Consider the following 22,977-nt stretch of genomic DNA (forward strand, 5'->3'; position numbering starts at 1 on the left):
ACTGTGCCCCCGGAACTCCGGTGGTGCGCGGCGTATTTCCGGTCAGGCCGCGCTGAGAACCCGGCGGTTGCCGAGCGGGGTGGCCAGCTGAACCTCCAAGGTGCCGAATACGGCCATCATGACGCACATCTTGCCGGTGGAGTCGGCACGGGTGCCGCTGCGCAGTTCCACGGTGACCGTGGTCTCGGTTTCGGTGACCGAGGCGTCCACCCCGTAGCACTCGGGTACGCCGGTTTCGAAATGTACGGCGATGCGATCCTCGGCCACCCGGGTCCATGACGTGAACGGGACGGGGTGGGCACCGACGATGGACGGGTCGGCGGTGAACAGATGGCCGGGGTCGGCGCCGGGATCCTCGGTGGGCGTGCTGGGCGCTTGCTTGGTGGTGGTAGCTGCCGACGGTCCCGGAGACAGCGCGGGCTCCGCGCCGGTCTCACCGGTATCGCCGCACGCCGTGACCGCCAGCGCGGTGCAGACGGCCAGAATCGCCAGGATCCCGCGCGGTGAACTCATGCGCACGACTCTAACGGCCCGGAACCGGCGTCGCGGCCTCGTGGGCGCATATCGTTTCGGGGCAGAAGCCGGGTCGCGGGACCGCTGTCCCCGATATGCGTGTGCCCGGGACCGCGGTACGCGGCCCCGGGCGTCCGGGTGGGCTCGGCGGGTGACTAACGGCTGGTGAAGGGGAGCAGCGCCATCTCGCGGGCGTTCTTCACCGCGACGGCGACCTGCCGCTGCTGCTGCGGGGTCAGCCCGGTGACCCGGCGGCTGCGGATCTTGCCGCGATCGGAGATGAAGGTACGCAGCAGATTGACGTCTTTGTAGTCGACGGTCTCGATACCCGCCGCGATCAGCGGGTTCTTCTTCGGCCGGCGGGCCTGCTCGGCACGGACCTTCTTCGAGGGGCCTCGTTTGACTGCCATATGACCGGTTCCTTACTCACGAATCAGTGGGGTTACCAGCTCGATTTGTGCACACCGGGTAGTTCTCCCCGATGCGCCATCTCGCGTACGCGCACCCGCGAGAGGCCGAACTTCCGGAGATAGCCGCGCGGTCGCCCGTCGGCGGTGTCCCGATTGCGCAATCTTACCGGACTTGCATTGCGCGGAAGGCGGCGCAGGGCGGCCTGGGCGGCCAGCCGTTCGTCGTCCGGGGTGGTGGGTTTGCGGATGAGTTCTTTGAGTTCGGCGCGCCGGTCGGCGTACCGCGCCACCACCTCGCGGCGCTGGGCGTCGCGGGCGATTTTCGATTTCTTCGCCATTACCGCTCCTCCCGGAAGTCGACGTGCCGGCGGATCACGGGGTCGTATTTCTTCAGGACCATCCGGTCGGGGTCGTTGCGGCGGTTCTTCCGGGTCACGTAGGTGAACCCGGTGCCCGCGGTCGAGCGGAGCTTGATCACCGGCCGGAGTTCGGTCGATTTCGATGCCATCGTGGCCTCCTCAGACGCGTTCGCCGCGGGCGCGGAGCCGGGCCACCACGGCCTCGATTCCGTCGCGGTCGATGGTTTTGATGCCCTTGGCCGAGACGGTGAGGGTGATCCGGCGGTCCTCGCTGGGCAGGTAGTAGGTCTTGCGCTGGATATTGGGGTTCCAGCGCCGGTTGGTGCGTTTGTGTGAATGCGAGACGGCTTTGCCGAACCCGGGCTTGCGGCCGGTGACCTGGCAGTGGGCCGACATGGCGGCTCCCTTCGACGGAGGACGGTGGCGACCGCAGCCCCCAACGATGATGACAATCGTTTTCGACAACGGCGAATCGACACTGTAGCGTGTGCCCCGTCCTAAATGAAAATCATTTCCGAAAGGGTCGTGGTGTCCACCTCCGCACAAGCATCAGCAGGCCGTCGCGACCGCCGCACTCCCGTCGTGGTGGTCGCCGGCCTGCACGGCGATCCGGCGGATACCGCCGGTCTCGTCGCCGGTGCCCTCGGCGCGGCCGACGGCACCGTGGTCGTTCGCCACGATCTCGCCCAACTGCACGAGGGGATCGTTCGCCGTACGCTGCAGATCGCCGGAACGACCTCCGAATCCGTACACGAACTCGCGCACGGCTGCGTGTCGTGCACGCTGAAGGCGGATCTGCTACCGCTGCTGTGCACACTGGCCGCCCGCGATTCGGTGCGGCGTATCGTCCTCGCCCTGGACCCCGCGTTCGAGGCAGAGGCCGTCTGTACAGGGATCGCGGACATATCGGTCACCGGCATCGTCGGCCGGGTGGACGGACCGGCATCCCGTGATGTCTGCGTCGCCGCCGTGCTGACCGCGATCGACGTCCGCACCTGGCCGGCCGCCGCGACGGGCGACGAAACGCTCGAGGAACTCGGCTGGGCCTGGGCCGACGACGATCGCACGGTGGCCCAATTGGCAGTAGGGCAGGTCGATTTCGCCGACGCGGTCGTGGTGGCGGGCGGTGCGGAGGTGGAGCCGGTGGAACGCGCCCGGCTGAACGCCGTGCTGTCCCGTCTGGTGCCCTCGGCACCGGTGCTCTGGCCGGAATCGGCCGATGCGATCACCCCGGGTGCGGTGGACGCGCTGCTGAGCCTGGTTCCCGCGGATTCGCGCCGCGGCCGGAGCTTCGACGCGCACGCGCCGCTACTGCGTGGCCGTCCGCCACTCGGCCCGGAGCACGGCGTGGAACTGGTGGAGTTCGCGGCGCGCCGGCCCTTCCACCCGCAGCGGCTGCACGCCGCACTGGACATGCTTTTCGACGGGGTGGTGACCGCCCGTGGACGGGTCTGGCTGGCCACCCAGCCGGACGAAGTGGTGTGGCTGGAATCGGCCGGCGGCGGCCTGCGGATCGGGGGAGCGGGCCGGTGGCTCGCGGCGATGCCGGCCGCCGAACGTGCCGGCGCCGATCCGGAGCGCCTGGCCATGGCGGCGCTGCGCTGGGACGAGCAATTCGGCGATCGCGATATTTCGCTGGTGATTCTGGTGCACGACGCCGATCCGGCGGAAATCCGGGAGGCATTGCACTGGGCGCTGGTGGACGAGACCGAACTCTTGCAGGTCGCCCGGGCGCCGCAGTTGGTGGCCGAATGGCCGGATCCGTTCGGCGAATGGCATGCCGACCCCTGCGAATCGGAGGAACCGAGCCCCGCCGCCGCCGGTGACGGGCTCGGCATGGAGACGGGCGATCGCGCCCGGAAGGAGAAATGATGAAACCGGGAATCCATCCCGAGTACGGGCCGGTCGTCTTCGAGGACGCGAGTACCGGCAAACAATTCCTGACCCGGTCCACGGCCACCGGCGATCGGACGATCACCTGGGCGGACGGCAATACCTATCCGCTGATCACGGTGGACGTCACCGCGGATTCGCATCCCTTTTGGACGGGCGCGAACCGGCTGCTCGACACCCAGGGCCGGGTCGAGAAATTCGAGCGCAAGTACGGCAAGCGCGGCGTGCGGGCGCGGAAGGAGAGCTGAGATGGCAGTCCCCAAACGGCGTATGTCGCGGTCGAATACCCGCAGTCGCCGCGCGAATTGGAAGGCGACGGCGCCCGATCTGGTCCCGGTCACCGTGGGCGGTGTCGTCCATCGGGTGCCACGCCGGTTGGTGGCGGCGGTGCGGCGGGGCCTGGTGGACCCGAAACAGCGCTGATCTGTCATGCCCCCTGGATATGAATCCGGCCGTCCGGCAGGGGTATCCGGGTGTTCTCCGGCCCGGATTCGAGGGTCCAGGCAAACATCTGGCAAGTGCCCGGCAAGGCTCGACCTGCATTTTTTCGCTTGCTGTGCGATAGCCGACCAGGGGACTGCTGTAGGCGGCTATTCCGTACTTCCACACTGTGAGAGCCGGAAAAACTTGCCGGCGGGCTGATTTCCGGTGCTGTTCCGGTTATCCTCGTGCGTGAGGGCGGGTCTCCCAGCAATGGAAGACCCGCTCATCGCCACTTCTAGGGGGTTTCACCTCGGGTTTCCGGACGGTCTTCCCGATGCACCGGTTCGCATTCCGCCCGCAGCGCCCGCGCGAGATCGTCCACCTGCCGCACCAGCGCCAGGGCCAACGCGGCCGGCAGCAGCAGCACCGAAACCGGCCAGGGCAACTGCACGCGGCCGGGATCATCGACCCGGTTCACCAGATCGGCGACCGTGGCCTCCATTTCACTGATCTCGACGCGCAGTTCGGATACTTCGGTCCGGAGGGCGTGGAGTTGCGCCCACAACTCCCGCAGCAGTGTGTCCTGATCCACGATCACGCGAGGAAGCCCGCCGGATCAGCGGGCCGGTTCGGGCAGCGGCTGAGAACGCTGTGCCAGGGCCGCGGTCGCGGAAGGGCGTGTCTTGCGGTCCGCCGCGCCGGGGCCGGTCGAATCGCCGTCGGCCGGATCGTCGTTCCCCGGAACCGCCGATCTCACCGGTTTCCTCGGTGCGGGCTGTTCGTCCCGGCGCTCGGGAGCCACCAGGACCGCCGTGATCGGGACGGCGAGCGCGAGCAGGCCGATCACCAGCATCGGGAACGCGTAACCGAACAACTCCATCCCCTCGGCCGGTGTGGCCTCGGGGTCGATCCGGAATTCCAGGCTCGAGATACCGCAGAAGTAGAAGACCGCCACACCGGCGGCGAACATGAGGATCGACCCGACCCGTGCCGCCGGGAAGCGGAATCGCTGGAACAGCCAGACGCACAGCGAGGACGCGACCACCGCGAACGCGAGCGCGACCAGATACAGCCAGATCGTCACCGATACCGAACCCTGGACATCGATCGAGGCCAGCTGGAGCCACAACATGATTCCGAAGCCCACTCCGATGGCCGCGGCGGCCGTGGCCATCCGCCGCACGTCGAATTCGCGGCCCGCCAGCAACAATCCGAGGAAAACAGCGGCGACGGCGAACACCAGGGAGAGCGTGAGTTCCGAAACGTCGTAGCGCAGGATCGTGCCCGGAATGGACACGCCGAGCAGGGATACGGTGCTGGCCAGCCAGACTCCCACACCCCCGATGGATACCGCGGCCGCGGCGATCCAGACCGGCCGGAACCGTACCGAACGGCGGCCGTTGATCGCGCACGCCAACCCGACGAACATGCCGACAGCGGAGACCACTGCGGTGAGCAGGGTGAGCCAGTAGCCCATGGTGAACAGTTCGACGGTCGCGACCGTCTCCGCGGCCAGCAGGTCAGCCATGCCGGGCGACTCCCTCGTACTCCTGTGTCTTCAAACGGTTGATCGCGTACTCGGTGACGGCCGCCAGGGCCTGACGCACCTCTTTGGCATCCCGGGCGTCGATATCGACGATCGGAACCCCTTCGCGCACCGAGAGCGCCTCCCGGAGTTCGGCCATGGCGAACCGCGGCGCGTTCGGGAAACGGTTGACGGCGATGAGGAACGGCAGCTTACGCGCCTCGAAGAAATCGACGGCGGCGAAGCTGTCCTCCAGCCGGCGGGTATCGATCAGCACCACCGCGCCGATGGCACCGCGGATGAGGTCGTCCCACATGAACCAGAACCGCCGCTGACCGGGGGTGCCGAACAGATACAGGGTCAGGTTGCCGGGCAGGATGATCCGCCCGAAGTCCATGGCCACGGTGGTGGTCTGCTTGTCCGGCGTATCGTCGAGATTGTCGACACCGTCGGAGAAACTGGTGACCATGGCCTCGGTACGCAGCGGTACGATCTCCGATACCGCGCCGACGAATGTGGTCTTCCCCGCGCCGAAACCACCGGCCACCACGATCTTGGTCGATGCGACGCGGGTGTCGGATTCCGGCGCGCCACCACCCTGAGTCTTGCTAAAGGGCTCGGAGTCCACGCAATGTCCTCTCCATCAGCGACCGGCGTTCGTCGTAGCTCGCCTGCTCGGTCAAAGTCGAATGCACTCGCAGGTTGCCGTCCACGACGAGATCGCCGATGACGACGCGGACCATACCGAGCGAACGATCGAGATGCGCGGCGATTTCGGCGACCGACAGCTGGTGGGTTCCGAGCCGGAGTATCTCGGCCCGGATATCACCGGACGGCCAATCGAATTGTGCATGATAGGAGATGGTTTCGATAACCGCCTCCATCGGCAGATCGACCGCCGGCCGGGTGCGGCCCGCGGTGAGGGCGTAGGGGCGGACCCGGCCGGCCCGGCGCGAATTGTTCGGCTGCGGCTGGGGCCGGAACCGGTGGGTACCGGTGTTGTACTGCGGAGATGTGGGACCGCCCGGCTGCGCGCCGGGCCCGAAGTTATGGGCGCCGGGCCCGTAGTCGGGTCCGCCGCCGTGGAAATCGGGCATACCTTGGCCGAATTGGGACATGGTGCTCAGACGGTGGATCGGGCGGTCGCGCTGACCACTGAGCCGACCCGGTCGACCAGTAGTGCCATTTCGTAGCCGATCCGGCCGATATCGTGCTGCTTGTTGGCCAGTACAGCGATATGCGACCCGTTGCCGACACTCATCACCAGCAGGTAGCCGCGCTGCATCTCCACGATCGATTGCATGACCTTACCGCCGTCGAACAGCTGGGCCGCGCCGGTGGACAGGCTGGCCAGGCCCGCGGTGACCGCGGCGAGCTGTTCGGCACGGTCGGCGGGCAGATGCGGGCTCACTGCCTGCAGCAGGCCGTCCGCGGAGACCAGGACGGCATGGGAGACACCCGGAACGTCGCGGGTGAATCTGGCGACCAGCCAGTTGAGGTTCTCGTCCGTGCTGCTCTTCGGGGTGGTCATGCAAGCCCTCCGTCATTGTGCTGCGCGTCGGCCCGCCCACTGCGGACCCCGCTCAGATGCCTGGTCAGATTGCTCCGGATCTCCTCCGGATTCCGCGGGGCCTCGTCTTCGACGGGGGCGAGCCCGCCGGGCACGAGCTGTGCGCCCGGCCGGCGGATCGGGAGCCCGTTCGCGGTCCTGGAGTCCGAACTGGGTCGGGCCGCGTCCTCGGCGGCCAGCCAGCCGATATCGGCCGGTGAAGTCCAGTCCTGGCGCGGCTGGTCTTGGGTGGCCGCCGGTTCGACCAGCCATTCCGACACCATGCGCTGGTAGATCGGGGTGGGGGTCGCGGCGCCGACCGGCTGCAGCCGGGACGATGTGGTCGTGGCGGGTTCGTCGAGTCGCTGGTCGGGTCGCCCGAACGGGTCCTCGCGCGCCATATCCGGGCGGCGGATCGGCAATCCCGACCGGGAAGTCAGCGACGCGGGAGGTTCCGGCGCCGGCGCCGGGCCGGGGTAGCCGTGATCGGCCGGTGTCGCGCCGTAGGTGCGGTCGGCCGACGCCGGGAACGATTCCGTTTTATAGGTTTCCGACCACAAGCCGGTCGGGGTTTCCTCCGGTTCCGGCTCCGGTACCGGGTCGAACGCGGAGAACGTATCGCGGGACCCGTTGCCGTTGCTGTTGGACCAGCCGGAACCCGTGCCGCCGCCGGCCGTGCTGTCGCCGCCGGGCCGGCGTTGTGGCAGGCCGGAGGGGGTCGCGCCGAAATCGGCGGTGACCGGTGCCGGAGCCGGGGTCAGCGGGCGCACCGGAGGTTCGGGCCGGGAGGACCAGGACTGCGCCGGCGGCGAACTCGGAACCGGCATCAGCTGCCGCGGCTGCGGCTGGGGCTCGAGCTGCGGCGGGGCGGGCGGGGTGAGGGGCGGGAGCGAGAAATCCGAGGTGAGGGTGTTGGGGTTGTCCGCGCCGGTATCCGGGGATACCAGCAGGCCGGGCAGGTGCAGGCTGGCCGTGATTCCGGGCTGCTGCGCCATGGTCGAGGTGCGGCGCAGGCCGACCGTGATCTGATGGCGTTTGGCCAGCCGGCCGACAACGAACAGGCCCATCCGGCGCGCGGTTTCGACATTGATCTCGCCACCGGAGGCCAGCCGGGCATTGGCGGCCTGTAGGTCCTCGGTGGCCATCCCGAGCCCGCGGTCGGTGACCTCGATCAGGTAGCCGCCGTCCACCGCGCGGGAAACCGTCACCGCCACCGGTGTATTGGGCGGGGAGTAGCGCAGGGCGTTGTCGATGACCTCGGCGAGCAGATGCTCGATATCGACGGCGGGCTCACCGGCCACGATACCGTCGGGTACATGGCCGATCTCGACCCGCTGATAGTCCTCGACCTGTGATACCGCACTCCACAGCATATCCGAGAGCGGAACCGGTTCGAGCTGACCGCGGCGCAACGCGGTGCCGGCCAGCACGAGCAGGTTGTCGCCGTTGCGGCGCATGCGGGTGGCGAGGTGGTCCAGCCGGAACAGGTTCTGCAGGCGGCCGGGATCGTCCTCGTCGTGTTCGAGTTCCTCGATGATGCCGAGCTGCTGTTCGACCAGCGATTGGCTGCGCCGGGACAGGGTTTCGAACATATTGCCGATCTGCACGCGCAACCGGGCCTGATCGGCAGCCAGGTTGAGGGCCTGCTGGTGCATTTCGTCGACGGCCCGGGCGAGCTGGCCGATTTCCTCGGTGCCCTGTACGCCGACCGGTTCGATCTCCGGGGTCTCGGCGCCGCCGCGCACCTGTTCGAGTTCCTCGGGCAGGCGCACATGGGCGACTTCCAGTGCGTCGCGGCGCAGCCGGCGCACCGGGACCACCAAGGTGCGGGCGACGGCGAGGGCCAGGGTCAGGCCGCCCAGCAGCGCGGCGATCAGCAGCGCGGTTTCCCGCAGGGCGCTGTTCTGCGCGGAGACGGTCGCATGGTGCAGGGCGCCGGCGATGGTGGCGGTGAGCTGATCGGTCGTGATGTCGTAGGCCTGCGAGCTGGTGTCCAGCGAATCGCGCGCGGCCGGGTCGGTGAGCGCGCCCTGGGTGCCCTGGCTGAAGATCGCCAGCCGGGTCTGCACCGCGTCCAGCAGTGGGCGCATATTGCCCGCCACATCCGGCATGATCTGGCCGTACTGGTGGATCATGGTCAGCTCGGCGCCCCCGGAGGTGAGGACGCGGGCACGCATCGCCGGATTGTCCTCGGCAGTGGGCGAACTGATCACCAGGCGTTGTGCGGTGAGCGAGCGGCGAGCATTCTGGATGGCGCTCACCTGCAGGAAATAACGCTGAATCGACAGATCGTCGACCGTGGGCGACTGCGCCAGCGCGTTACCGATCCGGACGGCGATCTCATCGGCCTGGTCGCCGACCATCGCGGGAGATCCGGTGCCGATACCGCTGCGCATGGTGCTGCCGAGGGTCAGTGCCGACGCGAGTTCCCGGGAGACCTCCGGGCGGATCCGATTGGCGTCCAGTGCGCGTTCCAGCGCCTGGTGGGCGGAGTCGAACCGGGCGAGTGCCGCGGTCGCCTGCGCTTCGGCGTCGGCGTTCTTGCCGGCGGTCGCGCGTACCGCCAGATTTTCCGCGGCGGCGTTGTAGTCGACGATCGGCTCGATGACGCGGGACTGTTCGGTCGCGGCCTCGAGCTGTTCGAGGGTGCGTAGCTCGTTGTTGATGCGCAGCACCGCGAAGAGGGTGGCCAGGACCACCGGCAGCACGAGGACGATACCGACCTTGCGGGTGACCGACCAGTTGGACAGGCTGAATTGCCACGGTCGCGGGGTTTCCATCCGCCTCTGTCGCCTCCGCATCACGATCGACCTCTATTTGGTGCGTGGCCGTTTCAGTTATGGTTGAATGCACACCCGAACCGACCAGAGGTCTAGTTTTTACCGCTCGGAACATACCGTGCATGGTTGCGGTCGGCAATCGGGGTGTTCAGACGGTTATACCCCGAATAAAGCGGATGGGGAACAGGTTTCGTGGCATATCACAGATCGGTATCCACAGGTCCGGTAATCGGATGAATTCCCTGGTCGTCCGCTTGCGCCGGACACCCGGCGAGCCCTCTCAGTAGCCTCTCAGTCGTCGGCGGCAAACTGGTGCAATGCGCATATTGGTGGTCGACGACGATCGTGCGGTGCGAGAATCGCTGCGCCGATCACTGACCTTCAACGGCTACACGGTCGATCTGGCGGTGGACGGTATCGACGCACTCGAGAAAGCGACCGCCGAACGGCCCGACGCGCTGGTACTCGATGTCATGATGCCCAGGCTGGACGGGCTGGAAGTATGCCGCCGGCTCCGCAGCACCGGCGACGACCTGCCGATCCTGGTACTGACCGCGCGTGATTCGGTCTCCGAGCGGGTGGCCGGCCTGGACGCCGGCGCGGACGACTACCTCCCCAAGCCGTTCGCCCTCGAAGAGCTGCTGGCCCGGCTACGCGCGCTGCTGCGCCGCCGCGCACCCGACGTCGGCGAAGTCTCCGAGACGATGCGGTTCGCCGATCTCTCCCTGGATCCCGTCACCCGCGAGGTCGCCCGCGGTAGCCGTTCCATCTCGCTGACCCGCACCGAGTTCTCGCTGCTGGAAATGCTGATGGCCAATCCGCGCCGGGTGCTGACCCGCGGCCGGATCCTCGAGGAGGTGTGGGGATACGACTTCCCGACCTCCGGTAACGCGCTGGAGGTCTATATCGGCTATCTGCGCCGGAAAACGGAGGCCGACGGCGAACCCCGGCTCATCCACACCGTCCGCGGCGTCGGCTACGTGCTGCGCGAAACGCCCCCGTAAGCGCGGATATGGCACGAACTCCCCGCTCGGCGGCGAAGAAACATACGGTGGCGACGCTCGGCCGGCCCTGGCCGGACGAGCCGGCACCCATGCGTCCGCCGACCCCGCTGACCCGCACCGTCTCGCTGCGCTGGCGGGTCACCCTGCTGGCCGCCTCGCTGGTGGCGATCTTCGTGGCGATCACCTCGATCGCCGCCTACGCGATGGTCGCCCGGGCGCTCTACGGTCAGGTCGACGCCCAGCTGCATGCCCGTGCGGCCACCATGATCAGTGGCGATATCGACAACATGGCTTTCCAGTCACTGGGTGTCGCGACACTGTTCTCCAACGATATCGGTGTCGCGCTGATCTATCCGGTGCCGCCGTCGGAGGCCGAGAAACCGGCGAGCATCCCCGTCTATCTGCCGCCGCAGCCCACCACACCGCCCATCGGCACCGAGGAGGTCGCGGTGGCGCAGGGGAAACGGGAGTCGTCGCTGCGCACCTACAACAGTCAGCGGGTGCTCGCCGAGCGGATGGATTCCGGGGTCACACTGGTGATCTCGCAGCGCCTGGAACCCACCCGCGAGGTGCTGGACCGGCTGGCGTGGTTGCTGTTCGCCGTCGGTGCCTGCGGCGTGGTACTCGCGGCCGGCGCGGGGACGACGGTGGGCCGCACCGGGTTACGTCCGATCGCGCGGCTCACCGCGGCCACCGAACGGATCGCCCGCACCGACGATCTGACCCCCATCCCCGTGACCGGTGACGACGAACTCGCCCGGCTCACCGAGAGTTTCAACACCATGCTCCGGGCGCTCGCCGAATCCCGGGACCGGCAGCGGCGGCTGGTGGCCGACGCCGGCCACGAACTGCGCACCCCGCTCACGTCGCTGCGCACCAATATGGAACTGCTGATCGCATCCAGTCGTCCCGACGCGCCGGCCATTCCGGAGGAGGATATGGCCGAATTGCGCTCGGATGTGATGGGGCAGATCGAGGAACTGTCGAATCTGGTCGGTGACCTGGTGGACCTGGCTCGTGAGGACGCGCCGGAAACGGTGTACGAGCGGGTCGATCTCGGCGAGGTCACCGAACGTGCGCTGGAACGGGTCCGGCGCCGTGGTGCTGTCGCCTTCGCCGCCGAACTGCGGCCGTGGTTCGTCTACGGCCACGAGGCCGCACTCGAACGCGCGATTCTCAATGTGCTCGACAATGCGGCGAAATGGAGTCCGCCCGGCGAACCGGTCCGGGTGCGGATGGCCGAAACCGGCCGCGGTCTGCTCGAATTATCGGTCGACGATGCCGGCCCGGGAATCCCCCCCGCCGAGCGGGAACTGGTTTTCGAGCGGTTCTACCGGACCACCGCCTCGCGCTCCATGCCGGGTTCGGGCCTGGGCCTGGCGATTGTGAAACAGGTTGTCACCAAACACGGCGGCACCATTGCGATCGATACCTCCGAGCGCGGCGGTGCCCGCATCCGGATCGTGCTGCCCGGCGAAACTCAATAGGAGCCCGGCCCCTGGGGCCGGAGCGACGCAAATTCACACACCGATCTCAGTCGACTCTCAGTCGTGGTCTGCACTCTGGACAGGGAATATGAGCAGAATAGAGAGACTATGACCGAGGATTTCACCAATCGGCCGGACCGGCCGCAAGAAGGATCGGTGCCGCCCTCGAACGACCGTCCCCAGCCGGGTACGGCGCCGGGGCCCGGACCGGAGGGCGGTGCGCCACCCGACGGCCGGCCGGGCGGCGCGCACTATCCGGGTACGCAGCCATTCCCGGGTGGGCAGCCCGGTGATACGGCCGCTTACCCCGCTCAGGGGTATCCGTACGGGGCGCCGCCGCCGGGTGGCCCGCCGCCCGCCGGCACCGGGCAGTTCTTCGCGGCCGGCCCGCCGCCCGCGCCGCGCAAGAGTTCCCTGCGCACCGGGCTGGTGGCGGGCGCGGTCGCGCTCGCACTGGTCAGTGGTGGGATCGGTGGTGTGGTGGGCGCCCTGGTCACCGATTCCGGTAACGGCCCGGCGGTGACGAACGCACTGGACGCGCCGGTGCCGGAGATCAAGGACGCCGCGAACGCGCCCGCGGGTTCGGTGCAGGCGGTCGCGCAGGAGGTCACCCCGGCCGTGGTGATGATCGAGGTCGCCAGTAATCGGGGACAGGGGGAGGGGTCCGGCGTGGTGCTCTCCTCGGACGGGCTGATTCTGACCAATAACCATGTCGCGGCCGGCGGCGGCGCGAACGGCGATATGCGGGTCACCTTCGCCGACGGAAGTACCGCCGCGGCGACGCTGGTGGGGGCCGATCCGGTCTCGGATCTGGCGGTGATCCAGGCCCGCGGGAAAACGGACCTGAAACCGATCGAACTGGGTAGTTCGGCCGGGCTGCAGGTGGGACAGCCGGTGGTGGCCATCGGCTCGCCGCTGGGTCTGGCCGGCACCGTGACCACCGGGATCGTTTCGGCGCTCAACCGGCCGGTATCCACCACCGGGGAGGGTGGCAGCGACCCGACCGTGCCGAACCCGGTGATCGATGCGATCCAGACCGATGCCGCGATCAACCCCGGTAACTCCGGCGGTGCGCTGGTCGACGGGCAGGGCCGGCTGATCGGTATCAATACGGCCATCGCCAGCCTCGGTTCCTCGGGCGCGGCCGGGCAGCAGAGCGGCTCGATCGGGCTGGGTTTCGCGATTCCGGTCGATCAGGCCCGGCGGGTCGCCGATGAGCTGATCAAAACCGGGCACGCCACGTACGCTCAGATCGGGATGACGGTGCAACGCGACGAATCCGTGCACGGGGCGCGGATTCTGGATGTCACCCCGAACGGCCCGGCGGCGCAGGCCGGGATCCCGGCGGGATCGATCGTGACGAAGCTCGACGATCGGACGATCGATTCCGGTGACGCCCTGGTGGCCGCGGTGCGGTCCAAACAACCCGGGGACAAGGTTTCGGTGACGTACACGAACGCGCAGGGCGGCGGTTCCGAGACGGTCGAGGTGACTCTCGCCGCCGCAGCGGTGGAAGGAGCAAGGTGATGCAGCTGGTGACCGGGGGCGGCCACGCGGGGACCGATATCGGCGCTACGGTGAGCGGTATGGAAATCGATGCTCCTGTGGCGGGGCGCGCACTGGTGGTGGTCGTCGACGATCGAACGGCGCACGGCGGTGAGGATTCGCTGGGGCCGTTGGTCACCGAACTGCTGACCGAGGCGGGGTTCCTGGTCGATGCGTCCGTATCGGTGGAGGCCGACGAGGTCGCGATCCGCAATGCCTTGAACACCGCGGTGATCGGCGGCGTGGACCTGGTGATCTCGGTCGGTGGCACCGGTATGTCGCCGCGTGATGTGACGCCCGAGGCGACGGCCGAGGTGCTCGACCGCGATCTGCCGGGGATCAGTGAGGCGCTGCGCGCCTCCGGCCGGGTGGCGGGGTCGCTGGATGCCGGCCTGTCCCGCGGGCTGGCGGGTATCTCCGGCAGCACCCTGGTGGTGAACCTGCCGGGCACCCGGGCTGCCGTCCGCGACGGTATGGCGACGCTGGGACCGTTGGCGAGTCGCGTCGTCGGCGAGCTGTCGGGGCTACTGGAATGAGCCGGAGCGCGCGGTATGAGTGAGGGCGAGACCCCCGAGGTCCCCCGCCGGGCAAGGCGCCGGGCGGGGGACCTCGCGCGTGTGGACCGGATCTTCGGCGAGGTGCTGCCGAGCACCACACGCGACGAATGGGATGACGGCGCAGCGCCGGATCGCGGCGGCGACGACTGGTTGCGATCCCAGGTTCCGCCGCATCACGGCGATACCGGCTGAGCCGATTATGTTGGCGCCGAACGTTTTTGCGTTTGAATACGGCGTGAATGCGCTATCTCGAGGGGGTAACGGGGTGGATTTCCGGGCGAATTGTCCAGGTTTGGATTCGGCGGGATTCCGATAACGGCGGCGGGGCGGTGTTCATTACCCGCGGGTGCCGGCCGGTGACGCCGATATGTTTACGGAATTTTTCCGTTCCGATGTGCCCGTTCGATGCTTCTGCTAGGGCCGCGGCGTGCACGTGCACGGGTTGCTATACATGGATGTGAAATGGATCACATCAATGTATAGCGAAAAGAAGCTTTGTCCAATCTGTTACCGACCGTTTAATCTCGGTGCGTCGGCCGCCGCAAAGGCGGCTCGGCGGGGCTGAGCATTATGTCCCCGCCGGTCGTTTTCGTGTGCATTGTCCGGTTTGTGGCGTTGCATCGAAATAACAACAGGTCACCTGTAGGTAACAAACGAGCGAAACACTGGTCGGAGCCGGAGAGCGGTGTATCCGAGCTCGAAGGCCTGCTGTTTGTCCGAATGATGAGGGGAAATATGAGCGAGAACCGCACCGACGGTGTACGTAAAGGCGCCAGGATCGCGGGTATCGGTGCCGCGTCCGCTGTCGCCGTTGGCCTCCTGTCGGTGGGCGCTGCCAATGCCGATACGTTCGTGCCGCTACCGGACGGCCAGAAGGCCGGCCCGGGCGTCACCATCACCCGTACCGGCGAGCACGCCGTTATTTCGCCCTCGATGGCCGCCAACGGCGCGGGCCGGGTCGTCTGGGTTTCCGGCAACGCGGCCGCCGATGTCGCCGTAACCCCCGAGGGGGAAGTCGGCCCGAACAACGGCCCGACCGGTGCGGACGGCACCAACAACTCCTCGACGCACGGCGCTTCGCAGCTGAACACCGGCTATATCGTCGGCTGCCAGGTGAGCATCGGTGACGATGCCATCGGCCTCGGCGGGTCCCTCGGCGTGAACCTCAACGGCGGCAACATCGGCGGCTCGGTCGGTGTGGAGCTCGGCCCGGGTGAGGTCAAGTTCGTCCAGATCGACTACAAGGACATCACCAAGCCCGGCCGGTACTCGGTCGAGTACCAGGATGCCGAGATCGAGATCCAGGGTTGCGCGGGTTACGCGCAGGCGCGGTCGTACACGGTGGTCGAGATCATCGGCGACCACTACTCGAAGACGACCCTGTACGGCCAGCCGTTCAGCATCGGCTGAACCGGCGGATCCGTCCACGTCGTATCGAAACGAACCTCCCCTCGCGTACTGCGCGAGCTCTCCCCTCGAAGGGTCCAACCATGATCAACCGCAAGAAAGTGGCACGCCTTGCCGGCGTCGGTGCCGCTGCCACCATCGCCATGGGTCTGTTCTCCACCGGCGCCGCCAATGCCGATACCTTCGTACCGCTGCCCGGCGGTGAACTCGTCAAGACGCTGTCCGACGGCACGGTGGTGACCGTGCGGATGGTGGGCGAGTCGGCCACCATCAGCCCGTCCATGGGGTCCACCCCGGTACACCGCAACGCGTGGGTTTCCGGTAGTGCCCAGGTCGAGATCGCCGGCGGCGCGGATGTCGGCGGCAAGATCTACCCCGGCTATGTGGTGGGCTGCCAGGTCAACATCGACGGTGGTGGCGCCGAGGCCGGCGCCAGTGCCGAGGTCGATTCGGAAGGCGCGGTCAGCCCGAGCGCCGAAACCGGCGGCAACCTGACCATCGGCCCCGGCCAGGCGAAGTCGTTCTACGTGCTCGATATCGAGAAGGCCGACGACTACGGCAGTGAGGATCACTCGACCAACAACAGCTTCGACGGCAACAGCGGTTCGGTCACCTGGTCCGACCAGACCATCGGCCTGAACGGCTGCGGCGGCTACGCCCAGGCGCGGTCCTTCATCAGCGTCGAGGTGGAAACCGAGAACGTGATCAGCTACGTCACCCTGTGGGGTCAGCCGTTCAGCCTCGGCTGACGAAGATCAAACTGCCATACTGGCACGGATACAGGCCCGTCGCAGCCGCGGCGGGCCTGTCTCTTACCCCGGTATTCCGGGATATCCGGTGTTAGGGTTGCGTTTTCCCAGCACCCGTCACCTTCCGGCCATCTGGGAATCACTCCGAAGACACACCGAGTCGGCGGCACGGTAGCCAAGTGTTCACCGGTTGTGTGGTTTCGGGTTCATCTTGTGGCTACAGCCGTAACCCAAGCTCTATGGAGCCTGTTCTTGGGCCGCCCCGACCTCGATCGCTGCGATGTCGGGTGTCGCTGTAAACCTTGATGAGGGGAAATATGAGCAAGAACCGCACCACCGGTCTGCGCTACGGCGCGCGCGCCCTGGGCGTGGGCGCCGTCGCTGCTGTGGCCATGGGTCTGTTCTCCACGGGTGCCGCCAACGCGGATACCTTCGTACCGCTGCCGGACGGTGAGAAACTGGGTCCCGGTGTCAAGATCACTCGCACCCACGAGAGCGCGCTCGTCTCGCCGTCCATGGCGGCCAACGGTGCGGGCCGGGTCGTGTGGGTCTCGGGTAACGCCAGCGCCGACGTCTCGGTTACGCCCGAGGGCGAAGCCGGTCCGAACAACGGCCCGACCGGTGAAGACGGCACCAACAACTCGTCCACCCACGGTGCCTCGCAGCTGAACACCGGCTACATCATCGGCTGCCAGGTGAGCATCGGTGACGACGCCATCGGGCTGGGCGGCTCCCTCGGTGTCAGCCTGGACGGCGGCACCCTCGGCGGTTCGACCAGCGTGGAGCTGGGCCCGGGTGAGGTGAAGTTCGTGCAGATCGACTTCAAGGACATCGAGAAGCCCGGCGTCTACTCCGTCGAGTACCAGGACGTCGAGATGCAGATCCAGGGTTGCGCCGGTTACGCGCAGGCCCGCGCCTACACCGTGGTCGAGATCATCGGTGACCACTACTCGAAGACCACCCTCTACGGGCAGCCCTTCAGCATCGGCTGAGGCGCTGACACCGGTCGAATTCACCCCACCAAACTCTCGCTGTAGCGAATTCAACCCCAGAGGGGCATATACACATGTTCACCCGTAAGAATCTGGCGCGCCTCGCCGGCGTCGGTGCGGCCGCCTCGGTCGCGCTGGGCCTGTTCTCCACCGGCGCCGCCAATGCCGACACCTTCGTACCGCTGCCCGGCGGCGAAATCGTCAAGACCCTCTCCGACGGCACCGTGGTCACGGTGCGCATGGTCGGCGAGTCCGCCACCATCAGCCCGTCCATGGGCTCCACCCCGGTGCACCGCAACGCGTGGGCCTCCGGTAGCGCCCAGGTCGAGATCGCCGGCGGCGGCGAAGACGTGGGCGGCAAGATCTACCCCGGCTATGTCGTGGGCTGCCAGGTCAACATCGACGGCGGCGGTGCCGAGGGCGGCGCCAGCGCCGAAGTCGACTCCGAGGGCAGCGTCAGCCCCGAGGGCGAGGTCGGCGGCAACCTGACCCTCGGCCCCGGCCAGGCCAAGGCCTTCTACGTCCTCGATATCGAGAAGCCGGACGACTACGGCAACGAGGATCACTCCACCAACAACAAGTTCAAGGGCAACACCGGTTCGGTCACCTGGTCCGACACCACCATCGGCCTGAGCGGCTGCGGCGGCTACGCCCAGGCGCGGTCCTTCGTGAAGGTCAAGGTCGAGACCGACAACGTCATGTCCGTCGTGACACTGTGGGGCCAGCCGTTCAGCCTCGGCTGATACCCCTTGTCCGGCCGGGCCACCCGCTCCGGTCGGAATCGGATACCCGAAAGGGCCCGTCGCGGACCACGCGGCGGGCCCTTTCGGCTGTCAATGGAAGATCACCGTGAGCGCGCTGCTCAGCGAGGCCGCGGCGACGGCCGCCGCGCGGCGGCCGTCCAGGGCGAGGAGTACCACCCGCTCGGCCCGGCCCGCGCTGGGTTCGCCGGGGGTTCCGGAGACCAGAACCACCGCGGCATCGGTGGCCAGGGTGGTGGCCCGGGACGGATCGGTGGTGTCGGCGGCGACCACATCCACCCGGTCGCCCGCGCGCAGGATCTCGGTGATCGCGGTATCGGCCGGCCGGATCGGTACGATCCGGGCATCCCGGGCGCCCGTGGCGATTTCGGCCAGCCGCGGGCCCACGGTCCGCACATCGGTGAGCACTTCGCCGGGCCGCAGGGCGGCGGTGAGTACCGCGCCGGTCAGCGCATCGGGATCGTGGGCGGCGCCGGCGGGGGCTACGCCCGGTGGAATCCGGGCCAGCCGCAGATCGGCCGGCTCGAGCAGATGGCCGGGCGGGAGATCACGGGCGGCGACGACGACGGAGACGCGGGTGCGCTCGGGGTCCTCGCGGAGGAACAGGACCACGGCGGCCACCGCGCACAAGCCCGCCAGAATGCGTCGCAACAGGACCGCGTCCGCCCACGGGGGCCGGTTCTCGAATGCTTCGCGCCAGGTATCACCGGACCCCAGCCGGCCCCGGGCGTTGCCACCGGGGCGCGGGCGTATACGACTCATGGGCCGAGCGTAGGGTGCGAAAACCCGGCCGACCCGGCCCTGTGGGCAGCTGTGGACAACCCACGGCCTGTGGATGAAACGGAGCCGGGCGGCATCCCCGCCCGGGGAGCCGGGCTACTCGCTCAGCTGGCGGCGGCGGCAGGCGTCGACGAGGCGCCCGACGAGCCGCTGTCCGAAGAAGACGACGAAGACGAAGACGAACTGGAACTGTCCGATTTCGCCGGTTCGCTGGCGGTCGACGCACCACTGCGGCTGTCGGTCCGATAGAAGCCGCTGCCCTTGAAGACGATGCCCACCGAGTTGAACAGCTTGCGCAGCGCTCCGGAGCATTCCGAGCACACCGTGAGCGCATCATCGGTGAAGGACTGGACGATGTCGAAGCGGTTGTCGCACTGGGTGCACGCGTATGAATAGGTTGGCACTGGGTCCTCCGCGGTATTCGTGAATTAGCACTCTACAGGCCACAGTGCCAACAGTGCCAATCCCGGTTTGATTCCCGCTGGTCGGGGACTGTGCCGGACGCCACGACGGGGCCCCGGTTCGCCCTCCGCTGTTCCCCATGTATTCAGGAGTGGGCGCTGTCCAACTCGACCGGGCCGGTGGTGGGGGTGAGCACCCACTGCATGCGGATGTCGTGTGGTTCCTCGGGGAGGTGGTCGACTATCTCGTCGTCGCGGACCACGGTCACCAGGCGGGCTGCCGGGGCGGCGAGGGGGAGGGTCCGGTCGTAGTAGCCGGCGCCTTGGCCCAGGCGTACGCCGCGCCGGTCCACCGCTAGCGCGGGGACCAGGATCAACCCGGCATCTCCGACGGTTTCGGGGGCCAGGATCGGGCCGCTCGGTTCCAGCAGGCCGTATCGGGCCGGTCGCAGTGCTTCCGGGCCGGTGTACTCGGCCCAGTAGAGCGGTCCGGGCTCGCGTGTCACCGGCAGCAGCACCCGGCTCCCGGCGGCCCGCAGCGCATCGGCGATCGCTACGGAACCGGGCTCGCCGCGCACCGGAACATATGCGCACACCCACTCGGCCGGAGCCAACCGGCCCGCTGCCGCGGCCAGCGCGGTGTCCTCCGCCGCGCGTACCGTCTCGGGCACTTGTAGACGCCGCGCGCGGATCACGGCCCGCCAGGCCTGCTTGTCGATCTCCTCGGGCATCCGCACGCGACAACCCTAGGCGCCGCCGCTGGGCTGCGGTCGGCAGCCGGACCATAGGAAGTCGAAGCCCGCGCGCCGAACACCACAACCCCGTTTGAACGGGAGTTCCGGTGGCTAGGGTGTGTATATGACAGCAGAGGCCGCAAAACAGGATAGCGGGGGCGTCCGCCCGTCGGGACCGGAATTCCGGACGGCCGTCGTACCTGCGGCCGGGCTCGGGACCAGGTTCCTGCCCGCCACCAAGACGGTTCCCAAGGAACTGCTGCCCGTGGTCGACACCCCGGGTATCGAGCTCGTTGCCAGCGAGGCGGCCGAATCCGGCGCCCAGCGGCTGGTGATCGTGACCTCGCCCGGCAAAGACGGGGTCGTCGCGCATTTCGTCCAGGATCTGGTGCTCGAGAGCACCCTCGCCGAGCGCGGGAAATTCCAGCTGCTGGAGAAGGTGCGCAAGGCGCCGGGTCTGCTCGATGTCACCTCGGTCGTCCAGGAGGAGCCGCTGGGGCTGGGCCACGCGGTGGCGCAGGCCGAGGCGGTGCTGGATCCCGACGAGGAGACCATCGCGGTCCTGCTGCCCGATGATCTGGTCCTGCCGTGCGGGGTGCTCGATGTGATGAACCGGGTCCGCCGCAAGCGCGGTGGTTCCGTGCTGTGCGCCATCGACGTTCCCAAGGACCAGGTGAGCGCGTACGGCGTTTTCGATGTGGCCCCGGTGCCCGACGCCGTCAATCCGAATGTGCTGCGGGTCAAGGGCATGGTCGAGAAGCCGAGCCTGGAGGAGGCACCGTCGACCTACACCGCGGCGGGCCGCTATCTGCTCGATCGCGCGATCTTCGACGCGTTGCGGCGGATCGGTCCCGGCGCGGGCGGGGAACTGCAACTCACCGACGCGATTTCGCTGCTGATCGACGAAGGACACCCGGTGCACGTGGTTGTCCACCGTGGGTCGCGCCACGATCTGGGTAACCCGGGCGGCTATCTTCGTGCTGCGGTGGATTTCGCGTTGGAACGGGACGAATACGGTCCCGCGCTACGCGAGTGGCTCCAGCACCGGCTGAGTCCGGAGTGGGACCCACAGCTCACCGTGGACGAATGAGTTCGCCTGCGCCGGCGAGGACATCGGGAAGGGCTGGATGCGCTCTGTCGAGGATCAGCAGATCAAGGTGACGGCCGCGGCCGTCGCGCCGCGGCCGGTGCGGGTCGCCATCTCCGAGGCCCAGGGTCTGCTGTGCGCCGAGGATGTGGTGACCGAGCGGCCGCTGCCCGGTTTCGACCAGGCCGCGATCGATGGATACGCCGTGCGCAGTGTGGATGTGGCGTCCGCGGGCGCCGATATCCGCGACGAGGACGGTGAGCTGGTCGATCTGACCCTGCCCGTGGTCGGTGAGGTGCTGGCCGGCTCCCGCCAGCCCATCCGGCTGCAGCCACGCCAGACCGTGCGGGTGGCGACCGGCGCGCCGCTGCCCACGCTGGCCGACGCCGTGCTGCCGCTGGATTTCACCGATGGCGGCCGGGGGCGGCTGAAGGTGTTCGAGCCGGTGCGGTCCGGCGATTATGTGCGCCGCGCGGGCGACGATGTGCAGCCGGGAGATGTGGCGGTGCGGGCGGGCACGATCATCGGTCCCGCGCAGGTCGGGTTGCTGGCCGCGGTGGGGCAGGACAAGGTGCTGGTGCATCCGCGGCCCCGGCTGTCGGTGATCTCCATCGGGGAAGAACTGGTGGATGTCGACCGCGTCCCCGGGCCCGGGCAGGTCTACGACGTGAACTCCTATGCGCTGGCGGCGGCCGCGCGGGACGCGGGCGCCGATGTGAACCGGGTCGGGATCGTCGACGCCGATCCGCGGCGGCTGCGCGATGTGGTCGAGGGGCAACTCGTGCGGGCGGAGGTCGTCGTGATCGCGGGCGCGGTCGGCGGCTGGGCGTCCGATCAGGTGTGTGAGGCCCTGGAGGGGCTCGGCGAACTGGAGATCGCCCGGGTCGCCATGCATCCGGGCTCGGTGCAGGGGTTCGGCCGGCTCGGTCGCGACGAGGTGCCGACCTTCCTCTTGCCCTCGAATCCGGTGGGTGCACTGGTGGTTTTCGAGGTGATGGTGCGGCCGCTGATCCGGATCGCGCTGGGCCGGCGGCAGCCGATGCGCCGGATCGTGCGGGCGCGCACGATCACGCCGATCCAGTCGATGGCGGGTCGCAAGGGATATCTGCGGGCCCAGCTGATGCGCGACGAGGCCACCGGCGAATATCTGGTGCAGCCGCTGGGGAACAGTGCGAGCGCCTCGTCACATCTGCTGGCCGCCATGTCGGAGGCCAACAGCCTGATCGTGGTCGAGCCCGACGACACCGAAATTCGCACCGGTGACAAGGTTCGGGTCGCGTTCCTGGCGCAGCGCGGCTAGAAGTGGAGTCCATGAACGTATTCCGGGCTACACAGCATCCGGGGTGGCCCGCGCATCTGGGTCCGGTGCGGGTGGCGGCCGGAGAGGTCACGTTGCGGCCGGTGCGGTTGCGCGACGCGGCGGCGTGGAGCCGGATCCGGTTGCGGGATCAGGATCATCTCGAGCCGTGGGAGCCGACCGGCCGCGGCGCCTGGGATGCGCGTAATCACGCGTCGAATTGGCCGCCGCTGTGGTCGAGTCTGAAGGCCGAGGCCCGCCGTGGGGCAATGGTGCCGCTGGTGATCGAGGTGGACGGCGCGTTCAGCGGCCAGCTCACGGTCGGCAATATCGTGCGGGGGGCGTTGCGTTCGGCGTGGATCGGGTACTGGGTCACCCGCGACCTCGGCGGGCAGGGGGTGGCGACCGCGGCGCTGGCGCTGGGCCTCGACCACTGCTTCGGGCCGGTCGGGTTGCATCGGGTCGAAGCGACTGTCCGGCCGGAGAATCTGGCCAGCCAGGCGGTGCTGCGCAATGTCGGCTTCCGTGAAGAGGGTTTGCTGCGCAGGTATCTCGATGTGGACGGGGCGTGGCGCGATCATCTGCTGGTCGCCATGACGGCGGAAGAGTTGTCCGGCAGGGTCGTCGACCGGTTGGCCCGGGAAGGGCGGTTGACGCTGCGCTGAAACCGGGCCGGGGATCGGCCTGTTCGCCACCGGCGATGGTGGAAATGTGACTCATGTGG

29 protein-coding genes are annotated in these 22,977 nt (G+C 68.2%); 15 read left to right on the forward strand and 14 right to left on the reverse strand.

The window, feature by feature from the left end; translation table 11 throughout:
* Positions 1-42: 42 nt before the first annotated feature.
* The 5 genes from ACQEVO_RS34370 to rpmB all read right to left on the reverse strand — a co-directional run bounded on the left by ACQEVO_RS34370 (position 43) and on the right by rpmB (position 1,678).
* Positions 43-513, reverse strand: a complete 471-nt coding sequence (locus ACQEVO_RS34370; RefSeq protein ID WP_432921351.1) for a hypothetical protein — start codon at positions 511-513, stop codon at positions 43-45.
* 155 nt (positions 514-668) lie between these two features.
* Positions 669-923 (reverse strand): 30S ribosomal protein S18, encoded by a 255-nt coding sequence (rpsR, locus tag ACQEVO_RS34375; protein WP_030522354.1) that lies wholly within the window; start codon positions 921-923, stop codon positions 669-671.
* A gap of 32 nt (positions 924-955) precedes the next feature.
* Positions 956-1,261, reverse strand: a complete 306-nt coding sequence (rpsN, locus tag ACQEVO_RS34380; protein ID WP_432921354.1) for a 30S ribosomal protein S14 — start codon at positions 1,259-1,261, stop codon at positions 956-958.
* The gene (rpmG, locus tag ACQEVO_RS34385) at positions 1,261-1,431 is read right to left on the reverse strand and encodes a 50S ribosomal protein L33 (RefSeq protein ID WP_432921357.1); all 171 of its coding nucleotides are present in this window, start codon (positions 1,429-1,431) and stop codon (positions 1,261-1,263) included. The genes rpsN and rpmG overlap by 1 nt, the downstream gene beginning before the upstream one ends.
* 10 nt (positions 1,432-1,441) lie before the next feature.
* On the reverse strand, positions 1,442-1,678 hold the full coding sequence (rpmB, locus tag ACQEVO_RS34390; RefSeq protein ID WP_432921360.1) for a 50S ribosomal protein L28: 237 nt from the start codon (positions 1,676-1,678) through the stop codon (positions 1,442-1,444).
* 105 nt (positions 1,679-1,783) lie between these two features.
* Between rpmB and mrf the strand changes: the two genes are divergently transcribed.
* From mrf to rpmF, 3 genes are read left to right on the forward strand one after another with little or no spacing between them, the layout of a single operon-like run.
* Entirely contained in the window at positions 1,784-3,154 is a 1,371-nt protein-coding gene (gene mrf / locus ACQEVO_RS34395; protein ID WP_432921363.1) for a ribosome hibernation factor-recruiting GTPase MRF, read from the forward strand.
* Entirely contained in the window at positions 3,154-3,423 is a 270-nt protein-coding gene (locus ACQEVO_RS34400) for a type B 50S ribosomal protein L31 (RefSeq protein ID WP_432923335.1), read from the forward strand. Before mrf ends, ACQEVO_RS34400 begins: the two co-directional genes overlap by 1 nt.
* A 1-nt stretch (position 3,424) precedes the next feature.
* Positions 3,425-3,598: a 50S ribosomal protein L32 gene (gene rpmF / locus ACQEVO_RS34405; RefSeq protein WP_432921366.1), complete on the forward strand. Its 174-nt coding sequence runs from the start codon at positions 3,425-3,427 to the stop codon at positions 3,596-3,598.
* Positions 3,599-3,893: 295 nt separating this feature from the next.
* Here rpmF and ACQEVO_RS34410 read toward each other — a convergent pair whose 3' ends face one another.
* The 6 genes from ACQEVO_RS34410 to ACQEVO_RS34435 form a co-directional block, all read right to left on the reverse strand.
* Positions 3,894-4,196: a hypothetical protein gene (locus ACQEVO_RS34410; protein ID WP_432921369.1), complete on the reverse strand. Its 303-nt coding sequence runs from the start codon at positions 4,194-4,196 to the stop codon at positions 3,894-3,896.
* A gap of 18 nt (positions 4,197-4,214) precedes the next feature.
* Positions 4,215-5,126, reverse strand: coding sequence for an MHYT domain-containing protein (locus tag ACQEVO_RS34415; RefSeq protein ID WP_432921371.1), 912 nt, complete (start codon positions 5,124-5,126; stop codon positions 4,215-4,217).
* Positions 5,119-5,751 carry a GTP-binding protein gene (locus ACQEVO_RS34420; protein ID WP_432921373.1) on the reverse strand — a complete coding sequence of 211 codons (633 nt, stop codon included), beginning with the start codon at positions 5,749-5,751 and terminating at the stop codon, positions 5,119-5,121. The genes ACQEVO_RS34415 and ACQEVO_RS34420 overlap by 8 nt, the downstream gene beginning before the upstream one ends.
* Positions 5,732-6,013, reverse strand: coding sequence for a DUF742 domain-containing protein (locus ACQEVO_RS34425; RefSeq protein ID WP_280398197.1), 282 nt, complete (start codon positions 6,011-6,013; stop codon positions 5,732-5,734). The genes ACQEVO_RS34420 and ACQEVO_RS34425 overlap by 20 nt, the downstream gene beginning before the upstream one ends.
* A 233-nt stretch (positions 6,014-6,246) precedes the next feature.
* A complete protein-coding gene (locus ACQEVO_RS34430; protein WP_280396775.1) occupies positions 6,247-6,654 on the reverse strand; it encodes a roadblock/LC7 domain-containing protein in 408 nt (135 codons plus the stop codon).
* Positions 6,651-9,452 carry a sensor histidine kinase gene (locus tag ACQEVO_RS34435; protein WP_432921376.1) on the reverse strand — a complete coding sequence of 934 codons (2,802 nt, stop codon included), beginning with the start codon at positions 9,450-9,452 and terminating at the stop codon, positions 6,651-6,653. Before ACQEVO_RS34435 ends, ACQEVO_RS34430 begins: the two co-directional genes overlap by 4 nt.
* A gap of 317 nt (positions 9,453-9,769) precedes the next feature.
* Between ACQEVO_RS34435 and ACQEVO_RS34440 the strand changes: the two genes are divergently transcribed.
* From ACQEVO_RS34440 to ACQEVO_RS34480, 9 genes are all read left to right on the forward strand, one after another.
* Entirely contained in the window at positions 9,770-10,456 is a 687-nt protein-coding gene (locus ACQEVO_RS34440; RefSeq protein ID WP_432921378.1) for a response regulator transcription factor, read from the forward strand.
* Between the two features lie 8 nt (positions 10,457-10,464).
* On the forward strand, positions 10,465-11,943 hold the full coding sequence (locus ACQEVO_RS34445; RefSeq protein WP_432278544.1) for an ATP-binding protein: 1,479 nt from the start codon (positions 10,465-10,467) through the stop codon (positions 11,941-11,943).
* Positions 11,944-12,051: 108 nt separating this feature from the next.
* Entirely contained in the window at positions 12,052-13,470 is a 1,419-nt protein-coding gene (locus tag ACQEVO_RS34450) for a S1C family serine protease (protein ID WP_432921383.1), read from the forward strand.
* Positions 13,470-14,024, forward strand: coding sequence for a MogA/MoaB family molybdenum cofactor biosynthesis protein (locus ACQEVO_RS34455; RefSeq protein ID WP_280396779.1), 555 nt, complete (start codon positions 13,470-13,472; stop codon positions 14,022-14,024). The genes ACQEVO_RS34450 and ACQEVO_RS34455 overlap by 1 nt, the downstream gene beginning before the upstream one ends.
* Before the next feature lie 15 nt (positions 14,025-14,039).
* Positions 14,040-14,237 carry a hypothetical protein gene (locus tag ACQEVO_RS34460; protein WP_432921387.1) on the forward strand — a complete coding sequence of 66 codons (198 nt, stop codon included), beginning with the start codon at positions 14,040-14,042 and terminating at the stop codon, positions 14,235-14,237.
* Positions 14,238-14,780: 543 nt separating this feature from the next.
* Positions 14,781-15,455 carry an MspA family porin gene (locus ACQEVO_RS34465; protein ID WP_432921390.1) on the forward strand — a complete coding sequence of 225 codons (675 nt, stop codon included), beginning with the start codon at positions 14,781-14,783 and terminating at the stop codon, positions 15,453-15,455.
* Positions 15,456-15,535: 80 nt separating this feature from the next.
* Positions 15,536-16,201 (forward strand): MspA family porin, encoded by a 666-nt coding sequence (locus ACQEVO_RS34470; RefSeq protein WP_432921393.1) that lies wholly within the window; start codon positions 15,536-15,538, stop codon positions 16,199-16,201.
* A gap of 317 nt (positions 16,202-16,518) precedes the next feature.
* Complete coding sequence (locus ACQEVO_RS34475) at positions 16,519-17,193, forward strand: MspA family porin (RefSeq protein ID WP_432921396.1); 675 nt, start codon at positions 16,519-16,521, stop codon at positions 17,191-17,193.
* A gap of 74 nt (positions 17,194-17,267) precedes the next feature.
* Positions 17,268-17,936 (forward strand): MspA family porin, encoded by a 669-nt coding sequence (locus ACQEVO_RS34480; RefSeq protein ID WP_432921399.1) that lies wholly within the window; start codon positions 17,268-17,270, stop codon positions 17,934-17,936.
* Positions 17,937-18,026: 90 nt separating this feature from the next.
* On the opposite strand, the gene ACQEVO_RS34485 is transcribed toward ACQEVO_RS34480, so the two are convergent.
* The 3 genes from ACQEVO_RS34485 to ACQEVO_RS34495 all read right to left on the reverse strand — a co-directional run bounded on the left by ACQEVO_RS34485 (position 18,027) and on the right by ACQEVO_RS34495 (position 19,866).
* Positions 18,027-18,716, reverse strand: a complete 690-nt coding sequence (locus ACQEVO_RS34485; RefSeq protein ID WP_432921402.1) for an SAF domain-containing protein — start codon at positions 18,714-18,716, stop codon at positions 18,027-18,029.
* 122 nt (positions 18,717-18,838) lie between these two features.
* Positions 18,839-19,138 carry an FmdB family zinc ribbon protein gene (locus ACQEVO_RS34490; protein WP_432921405.1) on the reverse strand — a complete coding sequence of 100 codons (300 nt, stop codon included), beginning with the start codon at positions 19,136-19,138 and terminating at the stop codon, positions 18,839-18,841.
* Positions 19,139-19,281: 143 nt separating this feature from the next.
* Complete coding sequence (locus ACQEVO_RS34495) at positions 19,282-19,866, reverse strand: 5-formyltetrahydrofolate cyclo-ligase (RefSeq protein ID WP_432923339.1); 585 nt, start codon at positions 19,864-19,866, stop codon at positions 19,282-19,284.
* Between the two features lie 127 nt (positions 19,867-19,993).
* On the opposite strand from ACQEVO_RS34495, the gene ACQEVO_RS34500 reads away from it, so the two are divergent.
* The 3 genes from ACQEVO_RS34500 to ACQEVO_RS34510 are packed head-to-tail and all read left to right on the forward strand — an operon-like array spanning position 19,994 to position 22,918.
* Positions 19,994-20,959 carry a UTP--glucose-1-phosphate uridylyltransferase gene (locus ACQEVO_RS34500; RefSeq protein ID WP_432921408.1) on the forward strand — a complete coding sequence of 322 codons (966 nt, stop codon included), beginning with the start codon at positions 19,994-19,996 and terminating at the stop codon, positions 20,957-20,959.
* A 37-nt stretch (positions 20,960-20,996) separates the two neighbouring features.
* Positions 20,997-22,256: a molybdotransferase-like divisome protein Glp gene (gene glp / locus ACQEVO_RS34505; RefSeq protein ID WP_432921411.1), complete on the forward strand. Its 1,260-nt coding sequence runs from the start codon at positions 20,997-20,999 to the stop codon at positions 22,254-22,256.
* Positions 22,257-22,267: 11 nt separating this feature from the next.
* Positions 22,268-22,918 (forward strand): GNAT family N-acetyltransferase, encoded by a 651-nt coding sequence (locus ACQEVO_RS34510; protein WP_432921414.1) that lies wholly within the window; start codon positions 22,268-22,270, stop codon positions 22,916-22,918.
* Positions 22,919-22,977 lie beyond the last annotated feature (59 nt).

This window comes from Nocardia sp. CA-290969, from assembly GCF_050936135.1.
GTDB lineage: Bacteria > Actinomycetota > Actinomycetes > Mycobacteriales > Mycobacteriaceae > Nocardia.

What these genes read in the sequence shown, in the direction of transcription:
- ACQEVO_RS34370 (WP_432921351.1), bottom strand. Translation starts at nt 513, where the DNA reads ATGAGTTCACCGCGCGGGATCCTGGCGATTCTGGCCGTCTGCACCGCG.
- rpsR (WP_030522354.1), bottom strand. Translation starts at nt 923, where the DNA reads ATGGCAGTCAAACGAGGCCCCTCGAAGAAGGTCCGTGCCGAGCAGGCC.
- rpsN (WP_432921354.1), bottom strand. Translation starts at nt 1,261, where the DNA reads ATGGCGAAGAAATCGAAAATCGCCCGCGACGCCCAGCGCCGCGAGGTG.
- rpmG (WP_432921357.1), bottom strand. Translation starts at nt 1,431, where the DNA reads ATGGCATCGAAATCGACCGAACTCCGGCCGGTGATCAAGCTCCGCTCG.
- rpmB (WP_432921360.1), bottom strand. Translation starts at nt 1,678, where the DNA reads ATGTCGGCCCACTGCCAGGTCACCGGCCGCAAGCCCGGGTTCGGCAAA.
- mrf (WP_432921363.1), top strand. Translation starts at nt 1,784, where the DNA reads ATGAAAATCATTTCCGAAAGGGTCGTGGTGTCCACCTCCGCACAAGCA.
- ACQEVO_RS34400 (WP_432923335.1), top strand. Translation starts at nt 3,154, where the DNA reads ATGAAACCGGGAATCCATCCCGAGTACGGGCCGGTCGTCTTCGAGGAC.
- rpmF (WP_432921366.1), top strand. Translation starts at nt 3,425, where the DNA reads ATGGCAGTCCCCAAACGGCGTATGTCGCGGTCGAATACCCGCAGTCGC.
- ACQEVO_RS34415 (WP_432921371.1), bottom strand. Translation starts at nt 5,126, where the DNA reads ATGGCTGACCTGCTGGCCGCGGAGACGGTCGCGACCGTCGAACTGTTC.
- ACQEVO_RS34430 (WP_280396775.1), bottom strand. Translation starts at nt 6,654, where the DNA reads ATGACCACCCCGAAGAGCAGCACGGACGAGAACCTCAACTGGCTGGTC.
- ACQEVO_RS34435 (WP_432921376.1), bottom strand. Translation starts at nt 9,452, where the DNA reads ATGGAAACCCCGCGACCGTGGCAATTCAGCCTGTCCAACTGGTCGGTC.
- ACQEVO_RS34440 (WP_432921378.1), top strand. Translation starts at nt 9,770, where the DNA reads ATGCGCATATTGGTGGTCGACGACGATCGTGCGGTGCGAGAATCGCTG.
- ACQEVO_RS34445 (WP_432278544.1), top strand. Translation starts at nt 10,465, where the DNA reads ATGGCACGAACTCCCCGCTCGGCGGCGAAGAAACATACGGTGGCGACG.
- ACQEVO_RS34450 (WP_432921383.1), top strand. Translation starts at nt 12,052, where the DNA reads ATGACCGAGGATTTCACCAATCGGCCGGACCGGCCGCAAGAAGGATCG.
- ACQEVO_RS34455 (WP_280396779.1), top strand. Translation starts at nt 13,470, where the DNA reads ATGCAGCTGGTGACCGGGGGCGGCCACGCGGGGACCGATATCGGCGCT.
- ACQEVO_RS34460 (WP_432921387.1), top strand. Translation starts at nt 14,040, where the DNA reads ATGAGTGAGGGCGAGACCCCCGAGGTCCCCCGCCGGGCAAGGCGCCGG.
- ACQEVO_RS34465 (WP_432921390.1), top strand. Translation starts at nt 14,781, where the DNA reads ATGAGCGAGAACCGCACCGACGGTGTACGTAAAGGCGCCAGGATCGCG.
- ACQEVO_RS34470 (WP_432921393.1), top strand. Translation starts at nt 15,536, where the DNA reads ATGATCAACCGCAAGAAAGTGGCACGCCTTGCCGGCGTCGGTGCCGCT.
- ACQEVO_RS34475 (WP_432921396.1), top strand. Translation starts at nt 16,519, where the DNA reads ATGAGCAAGAACCGCACCACCGGTCTGCGCTACGGCGCGCGCGCCCTG.
- ACQEVO_RS34480 (WP_432921399.1), top strand. Translation starts at nt 17,268, where the DNA reads ATGTTCACCCGTAAGAATCTGGCGCGCCTCGCCGGCGTCGGTGCGGCC.
- ACQEVO_RS34485 (WP_432921402.1), bottom strand. Translation starts at nt 18,716, where the DNA reads ATGAGTCGTATACGCCCGCGCCCCGGTGGCAACGCCCGGGGCCGGCTG.
- ACQEVO_RS34495 (WP_432923339.1), bottom strand. Translation starts at nt 19,866, where the DNA reads ATGCCCGAGGAGATCGACAAGCAGGCCTGGCGGGCCGTGATCCGCGCG.
- ACQEVO_RS34500 (WP_432921408.1), top strand. Translation starts at nt 19,994, where the DNA reads ATGACAGCAGAGGCCGCAAAACAGGATAGCGGGGGCGTCCGCCCGTCG.
- glp (WP_432921411.1), top strand. Translation starts at nt 20,997, where the DNA reads ATGCGCTCTGTCGAGGATCAGCAGATCAAGGTGACGGCCGCGGCCGTC.
- ACQEVO_RS34510 (WP_432921414.1), top strand. Translation starts at nt 22,268, where the DNA reads ATGAACGTATTCCGGGCTACACAGCATCCGGGGTGGCCCGCGCATCTG.